The organism is Pseudomonas sp. 18175 (assembly GCF_050432925.1).
In the GTDB taxonomy this organism is placed as follows: Bacteria; Pseudomonadota; Gammaproteobacteria; order Pseudomonadales; family Pseudomonadaceae; genus Aquipseudomonas.
The window spans coordinates 16,125-33,452 of the sequence record NZ_JBKFTO010000038.1 but is presented as its reverse complement, the minus strand read 5'-3'; the positions used below and the strand labels follow the sequence as shown (position 1 = coordinate 33,452).

Here is a 17,328-nt window from a genome sequence, read left to right as displayed (position 1 = left end):
GCTGGATGCGACCTGATTGAAACTCTGAACGACGCCACCACCACTAGGGTTGCGCGGGCGCGGCCAATTGCGAGATTTCCACCTGCCCGATGTCGCTGACGACCAGGGCCCGCGAATCGTTGGCTACCGAGATCCAGTTCGACTGCATAAACAGCTGCAACAAGCCCGCGCCCAACGCTCCGCCCAAGTGCGGGTACTGCTGGCTCCAGTCGAAACAGTCACACACCAGCGGTGTGGCCAGCGCCTGCGTGAAAATACCCAGCCCGGCCAACTGTTGCGCACCTTTGAAGGTGACTTCGGTGCGATGTTCATGGCGTTCGATCCACCCGCTCGCCAGCATCCGCTCATACAGCCCCGCCGCCAGCTCCCCACCCAGGTGCCCATGACACAAACGGGCACGTCGCAATGACGATGGCGCCGCCAGGGGCGTCAGCACAACATCCGGCGCACGCCGTATTGCACTGGCCACTGTCGTACTGGCCAAGGCGTCGATGGCCGCGCCGACATCTGGGGCTGCCACGCGATACAGCCGCCGGCCACGCCGGCCTTCGATACGCAGCAAGCCGCTGCCAGTCAAACGAGCCAGATGAGCATTGGCCGATGCCGGTGTCAGCCCGGCGAACCTGGCCAGCTCCTCCGGCGATTTGGCCGAGCCGTCCATCAAGGCCCATAGCATGGCGGTGCGTTTGGGATCAGCCAGTAGGCTGGCGATCTGACTGATGCAAGGTGCTTCGTCCATCTATCCACTCCCTGTTGAATCACATGTCTACGTTGTTAGGCGACCAAGTATAGGAGCGCAAAGCACCGGTTCCGCGTGGTCCTACAGCACAGATAGGGACAGCGTTTGAGTGAAACTTCTGGTTCTACGGGCGGCTATTAGCCAGCGTGCATTCGCTCCGGCAACTGTGCAGTCAACATCGCACAGCGGGCCACGAGCATTTCCCGCAACAGGTTGATGGGTTTGCTCAACTGGGCGCGGTGGGCGCACAGCAAGTTGAGCGGCGTACGCTCGCCGCGCAGCTCCGGCAGGATCAACTGCAAGCGGCCAGCCAGCACGTCGGTGCTCACATCCAGCCAGGATTTGTAGGCAATGCCCACGCCCGCCACTGCCCAGCGGCGTACCACGTCGGCGTCGTCGCTGAAACGGTCGCCGCTGACCGTCAGGCTGACTTCGCGCTTGCCATCATGAAAGCTCCAGTGGTCGTGCACGCGGCTGCCGAGCATATACAGCAAGCAATTGTGTTGGGCCAATTGCTCCAAATGCCGAGGCTCACCGTGACGCACAAGGTAACTGGGGGCGGCGCACAGTACGCGCACGTTGTGCGGGGCGACAGGCAGCGCGATCAGGCTGGAGTCCTCGGGCTCGCCGTAGCGCAGGGCGATGTCCACCGGCTGGCGAAACAAGTCGGCAATGCGGTCGCCCAGCAACAGGCGCACGGAGAGTTGCGGGTATTCGCGCTGGAACTCATCCAGCCACGGCAGCAGTTGGTTGCGGCCAAAGTCCGAAGGGGCTGACAGCTGCAGCACGCCGCTGACATGGTCCTGGCCGCTGGCCAGCAGGCGCCGCCCCTCATCCAGTGAACTGAGCGCGGCGCGAGCGTATTCCAAAAAGCCTTCACCCTCGGCAGTCAGGCGCAGGCTGCGGGTGGACCGTGCCAACAAGCGTGCGCCCAGTTGTTGTTCGATACGCTTCAACGCCGCGCTGGCCACGGCGGGCGACAAGTCCATCACCCGCGCCGCCGCCGACAGGCTGCCCAGGTCGGCAGCGCGCACAAACAACTGCAAATCATCAAAACGCAGCATGCATTCCCGCTCATTATCAAAATTTGGTTGAAACAGACCTCTGTTTTAGCGGCTTTTATCTTCGCGGGAAATAGCCAATCATCTGCCCATCCCGTTCATCACGTGTCTGGAGTTGAATATGCCCACTGCCTTTAACGTCATCGCCACGCTGATCGCCAAACCCGGCCAACAGGCCACCCTGGAAACCCTGCTGCGCGACCTGCTGGAACCTACCCGCCTCGAACCCGGCTGCCAGCAGTACGACCTGCACCAGGACCTGCAACACCCCGAGACCTTTTACATGCTCGAACGCTGGAGCGACGACGCCGCGCTGGCCGACCACGACCAGAGCGCGCATATCCAAAGTTTCCGTGCCAAGGCCGCCGATGTGATCGAACACTTCGAACTCAAGCGCCTGAAATTTCTTGCCTGATCACCGCCCTTTTTCCGGAGCCCCCATGAAAGCCATTGCCTACTACGCATCGCTGCCGATCAACGATCCAAACGCCCTGCAAGACATCGAGCTGCCAGCGCCGGTTGCCGGCCCCCGCGACCTGCTGGTGGAAGTCAAAGCCATCTCCGTCAACCCGGTGGACACCAAGGTGCGCCAGAACGTCGCCCCGGAGAACGGCGCCGCCAAGGTGCTGGGCTGGGACGTGGCCGGCGTGGTCAAGGCGGTCGGCAGCGAAGTGAGCTTGTTCAAGGTCGGCGACAAGGTGTACTACGCCGGTTCCCTGGTACGACCGGGTGGCAACAGCGAACTGCACACCGTGGACGAACGCATCGTCGGCCATATGCCCAAAAGCCTGGGCTTTGCCGAAGCCGCTGCACTGCCGCTGACCGCCATCACCGCGTGGGAGTTGCTGTTCGAACGCCTGCAAGTGCGTGAAGGTAAACAGGATGAAGGCCAAAGCCTGATGATCGTCGGTGCCGCGGGTGGCGTGGGTTCGATCCTGACCCAACTGGCCAGCCAGCTCACCGCATTGAAAGTGATCGGCACTGCCTCGCGTCCGGAAACCCAGGAATGGGCCAAAGCGTTGGGCGCCGACCTGGTAATCGACCACAGCCAGCCGTTGAGTGAAGCGCTGAAAACGGCGGGTCACCCGCAGGTCACCCACGTCGCCAGCCTGACCCAGACCGATCATCACCTGGACCAACTGGTGGAAGCTCTGCTGCCCCAAGGCAAGCTGGCGCTGATCGATGATCCCAAGGCGCTGGATGTCAGCAAGCTTAAGCGCAAGAGCCTGTCGTTGCATTGGGAGTTCATGTACACCCGCTCGATGTTCGAGACGCCAGACATGATTGAGCAGCACAACCTGCTTAATCGCGTGGCCGAGCTGATCGACGCCGGCATCTTGAAAACCACAGTGGGCGAGCATTTCGGTGTGATCAATGCGGCCAACCTGCGTCGGGCCCATGCGCTGCTGGAAAGCGGCAAGGCCAAGGGCAAGATCGTGCTGGAAGGGTTCTGAAAAAGGTCTGTCGGTGTCGTCGGTTATTGCTGTGAGTAACGGACGACACCATTAGTCCGAGAGTTGACCTTTGTCATCTTTACGCGGGGATTCAGGTTTATATTGGCCGCCTTTGCCGCGTTTCTTTTACGTAAGGAGGTCAGCAATGAAGATCCTGATAAAAGCGTTAGCAAAATCCCAGTGGGAAGTCCGGTTGGACCAAAAGGCTATTACCTTCCACACCGAGGCCGAGGCACGTGCCTTTGTCGACACCCTGCAAGCCCGTATTCAGGCCCCCCACCGTTTTCCCGACAGCCAGCAACGCAGCGCTGCTGGCTAACCAGGTGTTTCAGACCTGCGCCTGCGCGGCCCTCGCCCGTTGCAGGCGTTGGGTCGACACCGCAATCGTCACCGCCAATACACCGCATAGGCTGATCACCATGGCCATCGGCATTGCGGTGCCGTCGTGCAACACCCCCACCAAAGACGCAGCCCCTGCCGCCACGCCGAACTGAATGCAGCCGAGCAATGCCGAAGCGCTACCGGCCCGTGCGCCCTGCCCGCTCATGGCGCAAGCAGAAGTGTTCGGCAAGATGCAGCCCAGGCTGGCGATGCAGATAAACAACGGCACCAGCAACGGCCACAACGCGTCGGTGCGCAATGCCGCGATGCCGAGCAACGTCACCGCCGCCAACAGGTACACCCACACGCTGCGCGATAGTAAAAACGCCGGGCCACGTTTGGAGAGCAACCGCGCATTCACCTGCGCCACGAGGATAAAACCTGCGGCGTTAGAGCCAAACAGCCAGCCGTAATGCTCGGCGGGCACGCCATAGAGTTGGATAAACACGAACGGGGAACCGGCGATATAGGCAAACATCCCGGCAATCGAAATACCGCCGGTGAGGGCATAACCGAGGTAGACCCGGTCCGACAACAGCGCCGCGTAGCGACGCAGCGAACCAGACAACGGCTGACGCGGCTGATGGGCGGGGAACGTTTCCGGCAAGCCGACCGCCACGGCAATCGCTGCCATCACGCTGAACATCGACAGCGCCAGAAAGATCGACTGCCAGCCCCAGATTCCAACCATCAACCCACCGGCCAGCGGCGCCAGGATCGGCGCCAGGCCAGTTACCAGCATCAGTTGGGAAAACACCTTGGCCGAACCCACCGCATCACATTTGTCGCTGACCACCGCGCGGGAAATCACCATGCCCGCGCAGCCGCCCAGGGCCTGCACGAAACGCGCACCGATCAGCCACTCCAAAGACGGTGCAAAAGCGCAGGCAAAGGACGCCAAGGTAAATAAGGTCACGCCACTGAGCAGCGGGCCGCGCCGACCAAAGCGGTCTGCCAACGGGCCGTAGATCAATTGGCCGATGGCCAGGCCCGCAAAATACACCGCCAAGGTCAACTGGATATGTTTTTCATCGGTGGCAAACGCAGTGGCCATCGCCGGAAAGCCCGGCAGGTAAAAATCAATCGCCAATGGCGCGAAGGCGCTCAAGGCACCCAAAATCAGAATTATGCGCAGGTTCATCAGGCACCCAAGTAGGACAGCAGCCCGACAGTCTAGCCGCGCTTGGGTGCCTTGAACATTACGATAGCTCGCTAACTATTAAAAATCAGACGACGGTGTAGCCTTCTTCGCGGATCAGGCTGGCGATCACCTCGGGGCTCAGTTGGCTTTGCACACTGACCTGCTTGGCGGCGAGGTCCACCTTCACTTCGGCCGCCGGGTCCTGGCTCTGTACCGCCTGGGTTACCGCCCGGACGCAATGGCCGCAGGTCATTCCTTCAACGCTGAATACTTGCATGACATGACTCCTTTGATGGGGTTGGGTGTAATGTCGACCTTGCCACGATGGCAAGGTCAAGTTCTGTAATCTTCGGCCGGGCTGGTATTCGAGGGCGTCGTCGGCCAAGCTTGACCGATCTTGGATATAAACCATGGAGCATTCGCCATGCGCTGGTCGTTTTTTGCCCTTGCGGGCCTGCTGAGCTTGTCTGCCGCTGCGCCCCTGGCCTATGCCGCAGAGGACTACGCGGTGCTGATCATTTCCCGCGAACGCCTGGAAGTGCCGACCAACTGCGAGATCGGCTTGTACCTCAATGACCAGTTGGCGGGTCGGCTGTTCCAGGAGCAAGCCACCTCGTTCAACTTGCCATCGGGCAACCTGTCATTGCGCTTGAAGCTGCTACCGGGCCAAGCCCCTGGCTGCCTGCCGGGCTTGCTGGCGCCACCGGCGCAAAACATCACACTCAAGGCCGGTGATGTGCGCAAGTTGCGCATCGCCCAAGGCCCGGACGGCATGTACCTCAAAGCGGCTTCGCTGGAATACTGAACAGGCTTGACCTTCCCCACAGGTCAAGGTTGATCCTAGGGGCAACGTCTTCAGGAGGACTGCCCCATGAATGGATCGACCACCTTTGACCTGCCCATCAGCGGCATGACCTGCGCCAGCTGTGCCGGCCGCGTCGAGCGCGCGCTGGGCAAGGTGCCGGGGGTGCACAGCGTCAGCGTCAACCTGGCCAACGAACGCGCCCATGTCGAAGTACTGGGCCAGATGGACCCCAGCGTGCTGATCGCCGCCGTCGACAAGGCCGGCTACACCGCCAGCCTGCCCCAAAGCGAAACCGCCACCGATGCCGACCAGGCCCAGCGCCTGCACCGCGAGCGCTGGGCACTGTTGCTGGCCATTGTGCTGGCCTTGCCGCTGGTGCTGCCGATGCTGGTGGAGCCCTTCGGCCTGCACTGGATGCTACCGGCCTGGGTGCAGTTCGCCCTGGCCACACCGGTGCAATTCATCCTGGGGGCACGCTTCTATATAGCGGCCTGGAAAGCCGTGCGCGCTGGAGCCGGCAATATGGACCTGCTGGTGGCCATCGGCACCAGCGCCGGTTACGGCCTGAGTATTTATGAATGGCTGACGGCCCACCCCGGCATGGCGCCCCATTTGTATTTCGAAGCCTCTGCGGTGGTGATCGCCCTGGTGTTGCTGGGCAAGTACCTGGAAAGCCGCGCCAAACGCCAAACCGCCAGCGCTATTCGCGCCCTCGAAGCCCTGCGCCCGGAACAGGCGATTCGGCTCGTTGAAGGCCGCGAAGAAGAGGTCGCCATCAACGCGCTAAAGCTGGGCGATGTGGTCATGGTCAAGCCCGGCGAGCGCTTCCCGGTGGACGGCGAAGTGATCGAAGGGCAAAGCCATGCCGACGAAGCCTTGATCAGCGGTGAAAGCCTGCCCGTCCCCAAACAGCCAGGGGACAAGGTCACTGGCGGCGCCATCAACGGCGAAGGCCGCCTGTTGGTGCGCACCACCGCGCTAGGCGCCGAAAGCGTATTGGCGCGGATCATCCGCCTGGTGGAAGACGCCCAGGCCGCCAAGGCCCCGATCCAGAAACTGGTGGATAAAGTCAGCCAGGTGTTCGTCCCGGCCGTGCTGGTCTTGGCGCTGATCACGCTGGTGGGGTGGTGGCTGTACGGCGCAACGCTTGAGACCGCAATCATCAACGCCGTCGCCGTACTGGTCATCGCCTGCCCTTGCGCCTTGGGCCTGGCCACACCGACGGCGATCATGGCCGGCACCGGCGTCGCCGCACGCCATGGCATCCTGATCAAGGACGCCGAAGCCCTGGAGCGCGCCCATGAAGTGAGCGCCGTAGTATTCGACAAGACCGGCACCCTCACCTCCGGCACGCCGAAGATCGCCCACTTGGTCGCTGTAGATGGCAACGAAGCCTGGCTGCTGCAACAGGCCGGTGCGCTGCAACGCGGCAGTGAACACCCGCTGGCCAAGGCGGTGCTGGATGCATGCCGCGAACAAGGGCTGGACGTGGCCGATGTGAGCGCCAGCCAATCCCTGACTGGACGCGGCATCGCAGGCACCCTCGACGGCCGGACACTGGCCCTGGGCAACCGCCGTCTGCTGGAAGAAAGCGGTTTGAATGCTGGCGAGTTGGTCGCATCCGCCAAAGCCTGGGAAGCCGAAGGCCGCACCTTGTCCTGGTTGATCGAACAAGGCGCGCAACCGCAGGTGTTGGGCTTGTTCGCCTTTGGCGACACCCTCAAGCCCGGCGCGCTGGAGGCGGTTGCGCAACTCAAGGCCCAGCACATCAGCAGCCACCTGCTCACCGGCGACAATCGCGGCAGCGCCCGCGTGGTGGCCCGGGCGTTGGGCATCGACGATGTGCACGCCGAAGTGCTGCCGGCCGACAAAGCTGCAACCGTTGTCGAATTGAAAAAAACCGGTGTGGTGGCCATGGTCGGCGACGGCATCAACGACGCCCCGGCGCTGGCGGCTGCCGATATCGGCATCGCCATGGGTGGTGGCACCGACGTGGCCATGCATGCTGCCGGTATTACCCTGATGCGCGGCGACCCGCGCCTGGTGCCCGCCGCGCTGGAGATCAGCCGCAAGACCTACGCAAAGATCCGCCAGAACCTGTTCTGGGCCTTTGTGTATAACCTGATCGGTATTCCCCTGGCCGCATTCGGCTTGCTCAACCCGGTGTTGGCGGGCGCGGCGATGGCGTTGTCCAGCGTCAGCGTGGTGAGCAATGCCTTGTTGTTGAAAACCTGGAAACCCAAGGACTTGGAGGATCAACGCCCATGAACATCGGCCAAGCCGCCCGCCAGAGCGGGCTGAGCGCCAAGATGATTCGCTACTACGAATCCATCGGCCTGCTCAAGGCCGCCCACCGCACCGACAGCGGCTATCGGGTCTACGGCGCGGAGGATTTGCACACCCTGGCGTTTATCAAGCGTTCGCGGGATTTGGGGTTTTCGTTGGAAGAGGTCGGCAAGCTGCTGACCCTATGGCAAGACCGGCAACGGGCCAGCGCTGATGTAAAAGCCTTGGCGCGCCAGCATATCGATGAGTTGAACCAGAAGATCCTGGAACTGGGGCAATTGCGCGATACGTTGCAGGACCTGGTGGAACACTGCCAGGGTGATCATCGGCCGGATTGTCCGATTCTCAAGGAGTTGGCGTCGGGCGGTTGCTGCGCCTGATGGAATCTATCTGAATACATGCAAAACCAAATGTGGGAGCGGGCTTGCTCGCGAAGGCGGAGTGTCAGTCGATACATGTACTGAGTGATCTACCGTNCCCCCCCCCCCCCCCCCCCCCCCCCCCCCCCCCCCCCCCCCCCCCCCCCCCCCCCCCCCCCCCCCCCCCCCCCCCCCCCCCCCCCCCCCCCCCCCCCCGCTCCCACATTTTTTGATCTTCATCTACCAAAGATCACTGCATCCACGGCGGCGGCGGTGGCTCATCCGGCACTTTGCTCTGCGGTGCATCATCCGCCGCCCGAATCGCCTGGCGACGCTCTTCATCCAACCGCGCCGCTTCGATCTCGCGAATCACGCCGCCCACGTCCGCCAGTTCTTCCGGCTCATCGAACTCGCCGGTCAATACGCTGGCTGGGTGCAAGGTGCCGGCTTCGTACAGTGCCCACATTTCCTTGGCGTACTTGGTCTTCTTCAACTCCGGGGCAAAGCGCCCGAAGTAGGAAGCCATGTTGCCCACATCCCGCTCCAGCATGCTGAACGCGTGGTTGTTACCCGCCGCATCCACCGCCTGGGGCAGGTCGATGATCACAGGCCCGGTTGGCGTGAGCAGTACGTTGAACTCGGACAAGTCACCGTGCACCAGACCGGTACACAGCATCAGCACGATCTGGGAAATCAGGAAGGCGTGGTATTCGCGCGCCTGGTCCGGCTCCAACACAACGTCGTTAAGACGCGGCGCCGCATCGCCGTACTCGTCGGCCACCAGTTCCATCAGCAACACGCCTTCCAGGAAGTCGAACGGCTGTGGCACGCGAACGCCCGCACCGGCCAGGCGGAACAACGCCGCCACTTCGGCGTTCTGCCAGGCATCTTCGGTTTCTTTCTTGCCGAACTTGGAACCCTTGGCCATGGCCCGGGCCTGACGGCTGTTACGCACCTTCCGGCCTTCCTGGTATTCGGACGCCTGACGAAAACTTCGTTTATTCGCCTCCTTGTAAACCTTGGCGCAACGCAATTCATTGCCGCAGCGCACCACATAAACAGCTGCTTCTTTACCACTCATGAGTGGGCGCAGCACTTCGTCGACCAGACCGTCTTCGATCAGGGGTTCAATGCGTTTAGGAGTCTTCATCAGCTTTTATTGTGGGTCCTTTATTACCAAATACGCGTATGGCACTCGTTATACGGCAATCGGCTCGCCGGTGGGAGGGGCTACCGACCGTTGATCACTTAAGAATGCATCCAATATGCCAGTTTCAGCGTTCAATGATCGCCGTCACCCCCTGCCCACCGGCTGCGCAGATGGAAATCAACCCGCGCCCCTTGCCTGCCGCATCCAGCAATTTGGCCAGGTTGGCGACGATACGCCCGCCGGTGGCCGCGAACGGATGCCCGGCGGCCAGGGAGCTGCCCTTCACATTCAAGCGGCTGCGGTCGATGGCACCCAACGGCGCATCCAGGCCGAGGCGGGTCTTGCAGTAGTCTGCGTCCTCCCAGGCCTTGAGCGTGCACAGCACTTGGGCAGCGAAGGCTTCGTGGATCTCGTAGTAATCAAAGTCTTGCAGCGTCAGACCATTCCTGGCCAGCAAACGTGGCACCGCATACACCGGCGCCATCAACAGGCCTTCGGCGCCGTTGACGAAATCCACCGCTGCCGCTTCACCGTCACGCAGGTAAGCAAGGATCGGCAGGCCACGCGCCTTGGCCCATTCTTCACTGCCCAGCAATACCAGCGATGCACCATCGGTGAGCGGCGTGGAGTTGCCGGCGGTCAGCGTGCCCTTTTCGCTGCGTTCAAAGGCGGGTTTGAGGGCGGCAAGTTTTTCCAGGGTCAGGTCCGGGCGCAGGTTGTTGTCACGGGTCAGACCCAGGAACGGTGTGAGCAAATCGTTGTGCCAGCCTTCGGCGTAGGCAGCGGCCATTTTTTGGTGGCTCTCCAGGGCCAACTGGTCCTGCTCGGCGCGAGGGATGTGCCAGGTTTGCGCCATCAACTCGCAATGCTGGCCCATGGACAACCCAGTACGTGGCTCACCGTTGCGCGGCAGTTCCGGCTTGAGATGATGGGGACGAAGTTGTAACAAGACCTTCAACTTATCCGCCATCGATTTGCTGCGGTTGGCTTGCAGCAGGATCTTGCGCAGCCCTTCATTCACGCCGATCGGCGCATCGGAGGTGGTGTCGACCCCACCCGCAATTCCGCATTCAATCTGGCCCAAGGCGATCTTGTTGGCCACCAGCAACGCCGCTTCCAGCCCGGTGCCACACGCCTGTTGAATGTCGTAGGCCGGGGTTTGCGGCGACAGGCGCGAGCCCAGCACGCATTCACGGGTCAGGTTGAAATCGCGCGAATGCTTGAGCACCGCACCCGCAGCCACCTCACCGATGCGCAGGCCATGCAGGTTGTAGCGTTCAATCAAGCCTTCCAGCGCCGCTGTCAGCATCGCCTGGTTGCTCGCCGTGGCGTAGGGGCCATTGGAACGGGCGAACGGAATGCGGTTACCGCCGATGATCGCTACGCGGCGCAATTGAGTCATGGAAAGCTCCCTGTCGGTTGTGGGCTAGATAGCTGAGCCTAGCCTAGGCTGATCGAACGACTACCGCCCCGGGGTGGTCAACCCTTTGAACCCCAGCCTTCGGAGAGCGTTCCATGTCTGACCGTTATATCGACTTCGCCAACTCAAGCCTCGGCCATCGCTTGGTCGCCGCCATTGGCCTGCCGTCACCGGTACGCCTGGAACGCTGGCAAGCCGGGCGACTACGCCCGGTAGAAGGCGCGTTGCTGCTGGGCGGTGGTGCGCTGGCCGCCAAGGTGCAAGCGTTCGCCCACAAGCTGACAGACGCGACCTACACCTACGGCGGTGAAACATCCACGTGGATTCCCGGCCACGGGCCCAAACTCAAGGCAGTGGTGTTCGACGCCAGCGAGCTGCCGCACACGGACCAACTCAAGCAACTGCGCGAGTTCTTCCAGCCACTGCTGAAAAACCTCGATAACAGCGCGCACCTGGTGATCCTCGGGCGTGCACCGGAAAGTCTCAGTGATCCCTTCGCCGCCAGCGCCCAGCGCGCCCTGGAAGGTTTCAGCCGCTCACTGGCCAAAGAGCTGCGCAACGGTGGCGTGCTGCAATTGCTGTATGTCGGCGATGGCGCCGAAGACCAGCTGGAAGGCGCGCTGCGGTTCTTCCTTTCGCCCAAAAGTGCCTACATCTCGGGCCAGGTGATTCGCCTCGAAGCCTGTGCCACCCCGGTAGAGGACTGGACCCGCCCGCTGTCCGGGCGCAAGGCCCTGGTCACTGGCGCCGCACGCGGCATTGGCGCGTCCATCGCCGAAACCCTGGCCCGCGACGGCGCCGAGGTGATCCTGCTGGATGTGCCCCAAGCCAAGGCCGACCTCGAAGCCCTCGCCGCCCGCCTGGGCGCGCGCACCGTGGCGCTGGATATCTGCGCCGAAGACGCCGCCCGCCAATTGATCGAACACCTGCCCGATGGCCTGGACATCCTGGTGCACAACGCCGGTATCACCCGCGACAAAACCCTGGCCAACCTGACCCCGGAATACTGGGACGCGGTACTGGCGGTAAACCTGAATGCCCCGCAGGTGCTGACCAAAGCGTTGCTCGACAGCGCCACCCTGCACGACAACGCTCGCGTGGTGTTGCTGGCGTCCATCAGCGGTATCGCCGGCAACCGTGGGCAAACCAACTACGCCGCAAGCAAGGCCGGCTTGATTGGCCTCGCGCAAGCCTGGGCGCCCGTGCTCAAAGAGCGTGGCATCACCATCAACGCCGTGGCGCCTGGGTTTATCGAGACCCAGATGACCGCGCATATTCCCTTTGCCTTGCGTGAGGCCGGGCGCCGCATGAGTTCCCTGGGCCAGGGCGGCTTGCCGCAAGACGTCGCCGAAGCCGTGGCCTGGCTCGGCCAGCCGGGCAGCGGCGCGGTCAGCGGGCAAGCGCTGCGGGTGTGTGGGCAAAGTCTTTTGGGAGCGTAAGCATGGATTGGCAAACGTTAAGCAGCACGCCGTCGTTGCCGCCGCTGTATTGGCGTGCGGCCCTCAAGCGCAAGATCACCGGCGCTACCTTGCCCGATCACGGTTTGCGCTGCCGGGTCCCCATCAACCCTGCAAACGTGGCGGCGTATCGCAAGGTCTGTGGGTTTGCCGACAGCCCGATCCTGCCCGCGACTTATCCCCACATCTTGGCGTTCGGTTTGCAGATGCAGCTGCTCACCGACAAACGCTTCCCCTTCCCCTTGCTGGGGTTGATCCACCTGAGTAACTGCATCCGTATTCATCGCCCACTGGGTGGTGTGAGCGAGCTGACCCTCGGCGTGCACACACAAAACCTCAAGCCCCACCCCAAAGGCGCGACCTTCGACCTGGTAACCACCGCCGAAGATGCCCTCGGCCTGCTGTGGGAAGCCGAGAGCCGCATGCTCTGCCGTGGCGTGAAGCTCGAAGGTGAGCCCACGGATGACGCGCAGCCAACCCCCATCCACGTCAACGAACTGACCCGCTGGCCAGCCCCTGCCGATATCGGCCGCCGGTACGCCCGGGTTTCTGGCGACTACAACCCCATCCACCTCAGCGCCCTCACCGCCAAGCTGTTCGGCTTCCCCCAGGCCATCGCCCATGGGTTGTGGAACAAGGCCCATACCCTTGCCGCCCTGGGCGAACACCTGCCCGCCGCCAATATCGAAATAGCGGTTGAGTTTCGCAAGCCCGTGCGCCTGCCCAGTGAAGTCAGGTTATTGGCCAGCGCGGCCGGCTCCAGTGGCGAGTTAGCCCTCAAAGGCAGCGGCGATATTGAACATATGGTAGGCAAGTGGCAGCCAATCGCCTGAAATAAACTGGTTAATTGTATATATACACCCTAAGTAATAGCGGACGTTTTAACGTCCGCTTTTTTATGCAAGCTATTGAATTTAAAATAATATATATCTTGATACATCCTTCCCTTACACCCTTGGTATTAGTCGTAAAGCCCACCTGCACCGCCAATATATAAATCGTTAATACCAAGTTGAGAATGGTGATTAACAGCACCCGGGATTCTTATGACCTCACGGACAAACACATCGCTGCCCCCAGAAGCAGTGAGTGTTTGAAGACAACTCAGGTTGTACAGGTGCAAGGAATTCACATCATGAAAACTCAATTCGTGTTTTGGAAAGCAAGTAGCGCATTGGCCCTCGCAGTAGCATTGACCCTCGGCGGCTGCAGCAGCGGCGGCGGCGGGCATCACAGTGGTGGTTCGTCTTCTTCTGGCAGCGGTACTACCGACGGCGGTACCGACCCTGGCACCACCAGCACCCCTCTCGTCACTGCCGCCGTGGTCGACACGGCTGGCGACACCGTGAGCACCCTCAGCACCACCGTGCGCAGCCTGGGCACCACGCTCGGCAGCCTGCCCATTGTTGGCGCCACCGCTGGCGGCCTGGTGACCGCGACCGGCAACGCAGTGGGCAGTATCGGCACCGGCCTGTCGGAGGGCTTGGGCACGCTGGGTACCGACAGCAATGCCTTGGGCAAAACCGTTGCGGGCGTGGCCAATGGTGTTTCCGACCTGGGTGATGGTGTGACCGTCACCGGCTCGAACGTGGCCACCCTGCTCGGCAAAGTACCTGTTGTCGGCACCGCAGCACCCGCCGTAGGCCAAGTGGTAGGCAAAGTCGGCAACGTGGTGACCATGCTCGGCGACACCCTCAGCACCGCCAGCACCACCGGCCCGTTGGGTTCGGTCACCAACACCGTTGGCGCGAAAGTGTTGGTGCCGGTTGTATCCCTGGTCGAGAACACCACCGGTAAAGTCGGCACTGCAACCGGCCTGGACAGCCCGGTCGGTGGCCTGCTGGAAAAAGTCGGCACTACCGTTGACGGCCTGGGTGACAAAGTCGCCAGCGCAGGTGGCGCCAACAACCCTGTGACCGGCGCCGTGGGTGGCGTGCTCAACGGTGTAGGCACCGTCGTTGGCAAGGCCAGCGGTTATGTCGACCCATCGGCAGACGGCAGTGGCGGCAATGGCGGCAGCGGCAGCGGTTCGGGCGGAAACACCAATCAACTGGGCCTGGCTGAACTGATCGGCGGTGTGATCGCCGGTGCCAGCAACGGCCTGGATGCCGGCAGCACCAACGGTGTGGTCAGCGCCACTGGCGTCACTGGCGCTAACGCGGGCAACACCGTGGCCTCCCTCGGCACCCTGCTGGGTGGTAGCGGTACACCCAACACGGCAGCGGGTGCACCCGTCGGCCAAGTGACCAGCGTCCTCGGCAACGCCCTTAACCCTGTAACCAGCGGCGTCGCCAGCCTGACCCAAAACGTCGGTAACACCACCGGCCTGGGCGCCCCGGTCAACGGCCTAGTGACTAAAGTAGGCGGCGCTGTGAGCAACCTCGGCGGTGCCATCAGCGGCACCAATGCCAACCCAGTCACCAACGCTTTGGGCGGCACCGTGAGCGCAGTCGGCGGTACCGTAGCGTCCATCGGTGGCCTGGTCACCGGCGGCACCAGCACCGGTGGCGGTTTGCTCGGTGGTGGCCTGAGCCTGGGAGGTAGCGCATCTGCCTCCGCCGGTGCTGGCGCCACTGCCAACGGGGGCCTGCTGGGCGGTCTGCTCGGCGGCCTGAAAAAATAGAATTGCACCTGGCCGATTAGACGGCCTCACCTACAGCGCCTACGCTTGGTTGAGACGAGAGACCTAATAAGCCTCTCGTCTTTTTTATGGGCGAATGAAACGCCCAGCAAAACCCCCGAACCGCGCCCCCAGAGCCCGGCGGGCATCTGCGAAACGCTGCTGCAGTTTTGACCATGGAGTGTCCTATGCGCGCTTTGACGCCGTTGTTATTACTCACCCTCAGTACCTACGTTTACGCCGACACCCTACCCAGCTTCCTCAATAGCAACGACACCATCCGCACCTTGCCGGTGCCCAACCTGCCCGCCGATGCCTATCGCCCGGTCGCCCCGCAAACCCAACTGCCAACACCTGCGGCCACCGAGGCCCAACCCTTGCTGATGGACACCAAGGTCACCATCCGCAAACTGCAAATCGACGGCGGCACGATCTACCCGCTCAAGGAAATGGCCAAGGCCTTCGAACCGTTGATTGGTCATGAAACCAACCTGGCGCAATTGATCGAAGCCACCCGCAGCATCACGCGGCGCTACCAAGAGGACGGCTACCTGCTGTCCTATGCCTTCCTGCCGGAACAAACGTTCGAAGGCGGCCTGGTGCACGTGGTGCTGGTGGAGGGTTATATCCGCGACTACCAACTGCAAGGCGACATCGGCTCGGTCTCGTCCTACGTCGATAAACTGGCGGAAAAACTCAAGGCCGAACGCCCGCTCACCCGCAAGACCTTCGAGCGCTACACCACCTTGATGAGCGCAATTCCCGGCGTAACCCTGCAAGCCCAAGTGCCGCCACCCGGCACCACCGATGGTGGCACCCACATGCAGATCACCGCCAGCCGCAAGCCGTTCACCACCAGCATGAGCCTGACCGAATCCAGCCGAGGCAGCACCCAGGCGCTGCTCACCGCCACCAGCAATTCACAGACCTCCATGGGCGAGCAATTGAGCGTCAGCGGCCTGTTCCCGCCGGGGGATGACAAAGAGCATTACTACCGCGCGGCCTACAGCCAATTCATCAATACCGAGGGCACGCAGTTGGTGCTTTCGGGCGAACGCTACCGCGCCGACCCCAGCGCCAGCCTGCAACTGGGCGATGGTTTGGAGCTCAAGCAACATCAATCCATCGACCGATATTCCGTCGGCGTCACCCACCCCATCATCGCCTCGCCCAACGAGTCGTTGACCCTGGGTTCGCGCCTCTACGCCGTCGACCAGACCAACCGCTACAAACTCGAAGGCCTCCCGCAACGCTTAGAACTGGAAACCAACCTGCGCGCCCTCGCGGTCGAAAGCGACTGGCGCAAGGCCGATACGACCCAACTGCGCATTCTCAGCGCAGGGATTTACCAAGGCATCAATGGCCTGGGCGCCAAGACTCACAACGATTTTGGCGGGGCCAAGCCCGACCTGGACTTCTTCCGGGTGCGCCTCTCCGGCGTGCAAAGCAACAAGCTGTTCGACAACTGGCAAGGCGTGCTGTCCGGCGCGTTGTACTGGAGCAATGACAACTTGCCCGACAGCGAGCACGCCACCTTCGGCGGGCAGAACTTCGGCCGTGGCTACCCCGACGACCAAGGCACCGGCGACAAGGGCTGGGGCGTGGCTTACGAGGTCAACTACAGCTACAACCGCGCTGGCGACTGGGTGAGAGTCCTGCAGCCGTACGTGGTCTTAGACCGTGCCAAAACCTGGTACAACGACGCCCCCATCAAAGGCAACAACATGTCCTCGGCGGCGGTGGGCCTGCGCTTTGGCGACGCGAAGTACTACAACATCGCGCTTGAGGCGGCCAAGCCGATGTCGGATGTGGCGTTGGATAACTTCGATCGGCGGCCGCGGTATTCGCTGAGTTTCAGCTACCAGCTGTAGAGCGGGCAACACTGGCCGAATGTGAACTCGGCCACCAAAAATCTATCGGGTGTCTGCGGTTCAAATGTGGGAGCGGGCTTGCTCGCGAAGGCGGCCTGTCAGGCGACTGAGTTTTATTGGGTGTACATCGCTCTCAGGTGTGGCTTGCCTGCGATGGCCTTTTTCAGAGTACATATCCGTTATTTGGGTAACGGCGGCTATGGGTTCCGCCCTTACGGCGGGTCACTTTTGGAAGAGCGCCAAAAGTAACCAAAAACGCTTCGCCCCACCACTCGGCACCTCGCCTAGGCTCGGTGTGCCCTCACTCCGGCTTGAATCCGTGGGCCGCCGCCACGCGCCATCCATGGCGCGGGGCGGCTAACCCGGCGTCCTGCCGGGTTACCCACGGATTCAAGCCTGCGTTCGGCCAGCGTGGTTTAACGGGGCGCCTAAGATCAAAAGCCAAATCAAAAGCTAGAGCCAGAGCCAGAGCTAGAACCAGAGCCAGAGCCAGAGCTTCGGGGTTGGTCAGGTGCCAGCCACTTAAGGGAAGAAAGGCGGCCACACTGTTGTGGTGAGCGGGCTTGTCCCGCGCTGGGCTGCGA

The 17,328-nt window shown here is 62.2% G+C and carries 16 protein-coding genes; 10 read left to right on the top strand and 6 right to left on the bottom strand.

Annotated elements, in window-relative coordinates; translation table 11 throughout:
- Window positions 1-43: 43 nt before the first annotated feature.
- Together ACLD1Y_RS30540 and ACLD1Y_RS30535 are read right to left on the bottom strand one after the other, a co-directional pair.
- A complete protein-coding gene (locus tag ACLD1Y_RS30540) occupies window positions 44-739 on the bottom strand; it encodes an ArsR/SmtB family transcription factor (protein WP_429481371.1) in 696 nt (231 codons plus the stop codon).
- 137 nt (window positions 740-876) lie between these two features.
- Complete coding sequence (locus tag ACLD1Y_RS30535; protein WP_429481370.1) at window positions 877-1,803, bottom strand: LysR family transcriptional regulator; 927 nt, start codon at window positions 1,801-1,803, stop codon at window positions 877-879.
- 118 nt (window positions 1,804-1,921) lie between these two features.
- On the opposite strand from ACLD1Y_RS30535, the gene ACLD1Y_RS30530 reads away from it, so the two are divergent.
- From ACLD1Y_RS30530 to ACLD1Y_RS30520, 3 genes are all read left to right on the top strand, one after another.
- Window positions 1,922-2,215: a putative quinol monooxygenase gene (locus tag ACLD1Y_RS30530; protein ID WP_429481369.1), complete on the top strand. Its 294-nt coding sequence runs from the start codon at window positions 1,922-1,924 to the stop codon at window positions 2,213-2,215.
- A 25-nt stretch (window positions 2,216-2,240) separates the two neighbouring features.
- Window positions 2,241-3,254 (top strand): zinc-binding alcohol dehydrogenase family protein, encoded by a 1,014-nt coding sequence (locus ACLD1Y_RS30525; RefSeq protein ID WP_429481368.1) that lies wholly within the window; start codon window positions 2,241-2,243, stop codon window positions 3,252-3,254.
- Between the two features lie 145 nt (window positions 3,255-3,399).
- Window positions 3,400-3,573 (top strand): hypothetical protein, encoded by a 174-nt coding sequence (locus ACLD1Y_RS30520; RefSeq protein ID WP_429481367.1) that lies wholly within the window; start codon window positions 3,400-3,402, stop codon window positions 3,571-3,573.
- Between the two features lie 9 nt (window positions 3,574-3,582).
- On the opposite strand, the gene ACLD1Y_RS30515 is transcribed toward ACLD1Y_RS30520, so the two are convergent.
- Together ACLD1Y_RS30515 and ACLD1Y_RS30510 are read right to left on the bottom strand one after the other, a co-directional pair.
- Window positions 3,583-4,776, bottom strand: coding sequence for a multidrug effflux MFS transporter (locus ACLD1Y_RS30515; protein ID WP_429481366.1), 1,194 nt, complete (start codon window positions 4,774-4,776; stop codon window positions 3,583-3,585).
- Window positions 4,777-4,861: 85 nt separating this feature from the next.
- Window positions 4,862-5,053, bottom strand: a complete 192-nt coding sequence (locus ACLD1Y_RS30510; RefSeq protein WP_429481365.1) for a heavy-metal-associated domain-containing protein — start codon at window positions 5,051-5,053, stop codon at window positions 4,862-4,864.
- Between the two features lie 147 nt (window positions 5,054-5,200).
- Here ACLD1Y_RS30510 and ACLD1Y_RS30505 point away from each other — a divergent pair, with 147 nt between their 5' ends.
- From ACLD1Y_RS30505 to cueR, 3 genes are all read left to right on the top strand, one after another.
- Window positions 5,201-5,581: a hypothetical protein gene (locus tag ACLD1Y_RS30505; RefSeq protein WP_429481364.1), complete on the top strand. Its 381-nt coding sequence runs from the start codon at window positions 5,201-5,203 to the stop codon at window positions 5,579-5,581.
- A gap of 66 nt (window positions 5,582-5,647) precedes the next feature.
- Window positions 5,648-7,849 carry a heavy metal translocating P-type ATPase gene (locus ACLD1Y_RS30500; RefSeq protein ID WP_429481363.1) on the top strand — a complete coding sequence of 734 codons (2,202 nt, stop codon included), beginning with the start codon at window positions 5,648-5,650 and terminating at the stop codon, window positions 7,847-7,849.
- Window positions 7,846-8,247, top strand: coding sequence for a Cu(I)-responsive transcriptional regulator (cueR, locus tag ACLD1Y_RS30495; RefSeq protein WP_429481362.1), 402 nt, complete (start codon window positions 7,846-7,848; stop codon window positions 8,245-8,247). The genes ACLD1Y_RS30500 and cueR overlap by 4 nt, the downstream gene beginning before the upstream one ends.
- A 229-nt stretch (window positions 8,248-8,476) precedes the next feature.
- Here cueR and ACLD1Y_RS30490 read toward each other — a convergent pair whose 3' ends face one another.
- Both ACLD1Y_RS30490 and ACLD1Y_RS30485 read right to left on the bottom strand, forming a co-directional pair.
- Complete coding sequence (locus tag ACLD1Y_RS30490; protein WP_017735277.1) at window positions 8,477-9,376, bottom strand: PA4780 family RIO1-like protein kinase; 900 nt, start codon at window positions 9,374-9,376, stop codon at window positions 8,477-8,479.
- 124 nt (window positions 9,377-9,500) lie between these two features.
- Window positions 9,501-10,778, bottom strand: a complete 1,278-nt coding sequence (locus tag ACLD1Y_RS30485) for an acetyl-CoA C-acetyltransferase (protein WP_429481361.1) — start codon at window positions 10,776-10,778, stop codon at window positions 9,501-9,503.
- 113 nt (window positions 10,779-10,891) lie between these two features.
- Here ACLD1Y_RS30485 and ACLD1Y_RS30480 point away from each other — a divergent pair, with 113 nt between their 5' ends.
- From ACLD1Y_RS30480 to ACLD1Y_RS30465, 4 genes are all read left to right on the top strand, one after another.
- Complete coding sequence (locus ACLD1Y_RS30480; protein ID WP_429481360.1) at window positions 10,892-12,235, top strand: 3-oxoacyl-ACP reductase; 1,344 nt, start codon at window positions 10,892-10,894, stop codon at window positions 12,233-12,235.
- A 2-nt stretch (window positions 12,236-12,237) separates the two neighbouring features.
- Window positions 12,238-13,086, top strand: a complete 849-nt coding sequence (locus tag ACLD1Y_RS30475; protein WP_429481359.1) for a MaoC family dehydratase — start codon at window positions 12,238-12,240, stop codon at window positions 13,084-13,086.
- Between the two features lie 302 nt (window positions 13,087-13,388).
- Window positions 13,389-14,876 carry a collagen-like triple helix repeat-containing protein gene (locus tag ACLD1Y_RS30470; protein WP_429481358.1) on the top strand — a complete coding sequence of 496 codons (1,488 nt, stop codon included), beginning with the start codon at window positions 13,389-13,391 and terminating at the stop codon, window positions 14,874-14,876.
- A 185-nt stretch (window positions 14,877-15,061) separates the two neighbouring features.
- Complete coding sequence (locus tag ACLD1Y_RS30465; RefSeq protein WP_429481357.1) at window positions 15,062-16,744, top strand: ShlB/FhaC/HecB family hemolysin secretion/activation protein; 1,683 nt, start codon at window positions 15,062-15,064, stop codon at window positions 16,742-16,744.
- The last annotated feature ends 584 nt before the right edge of the window (window positions 16,745-17,328 follow it).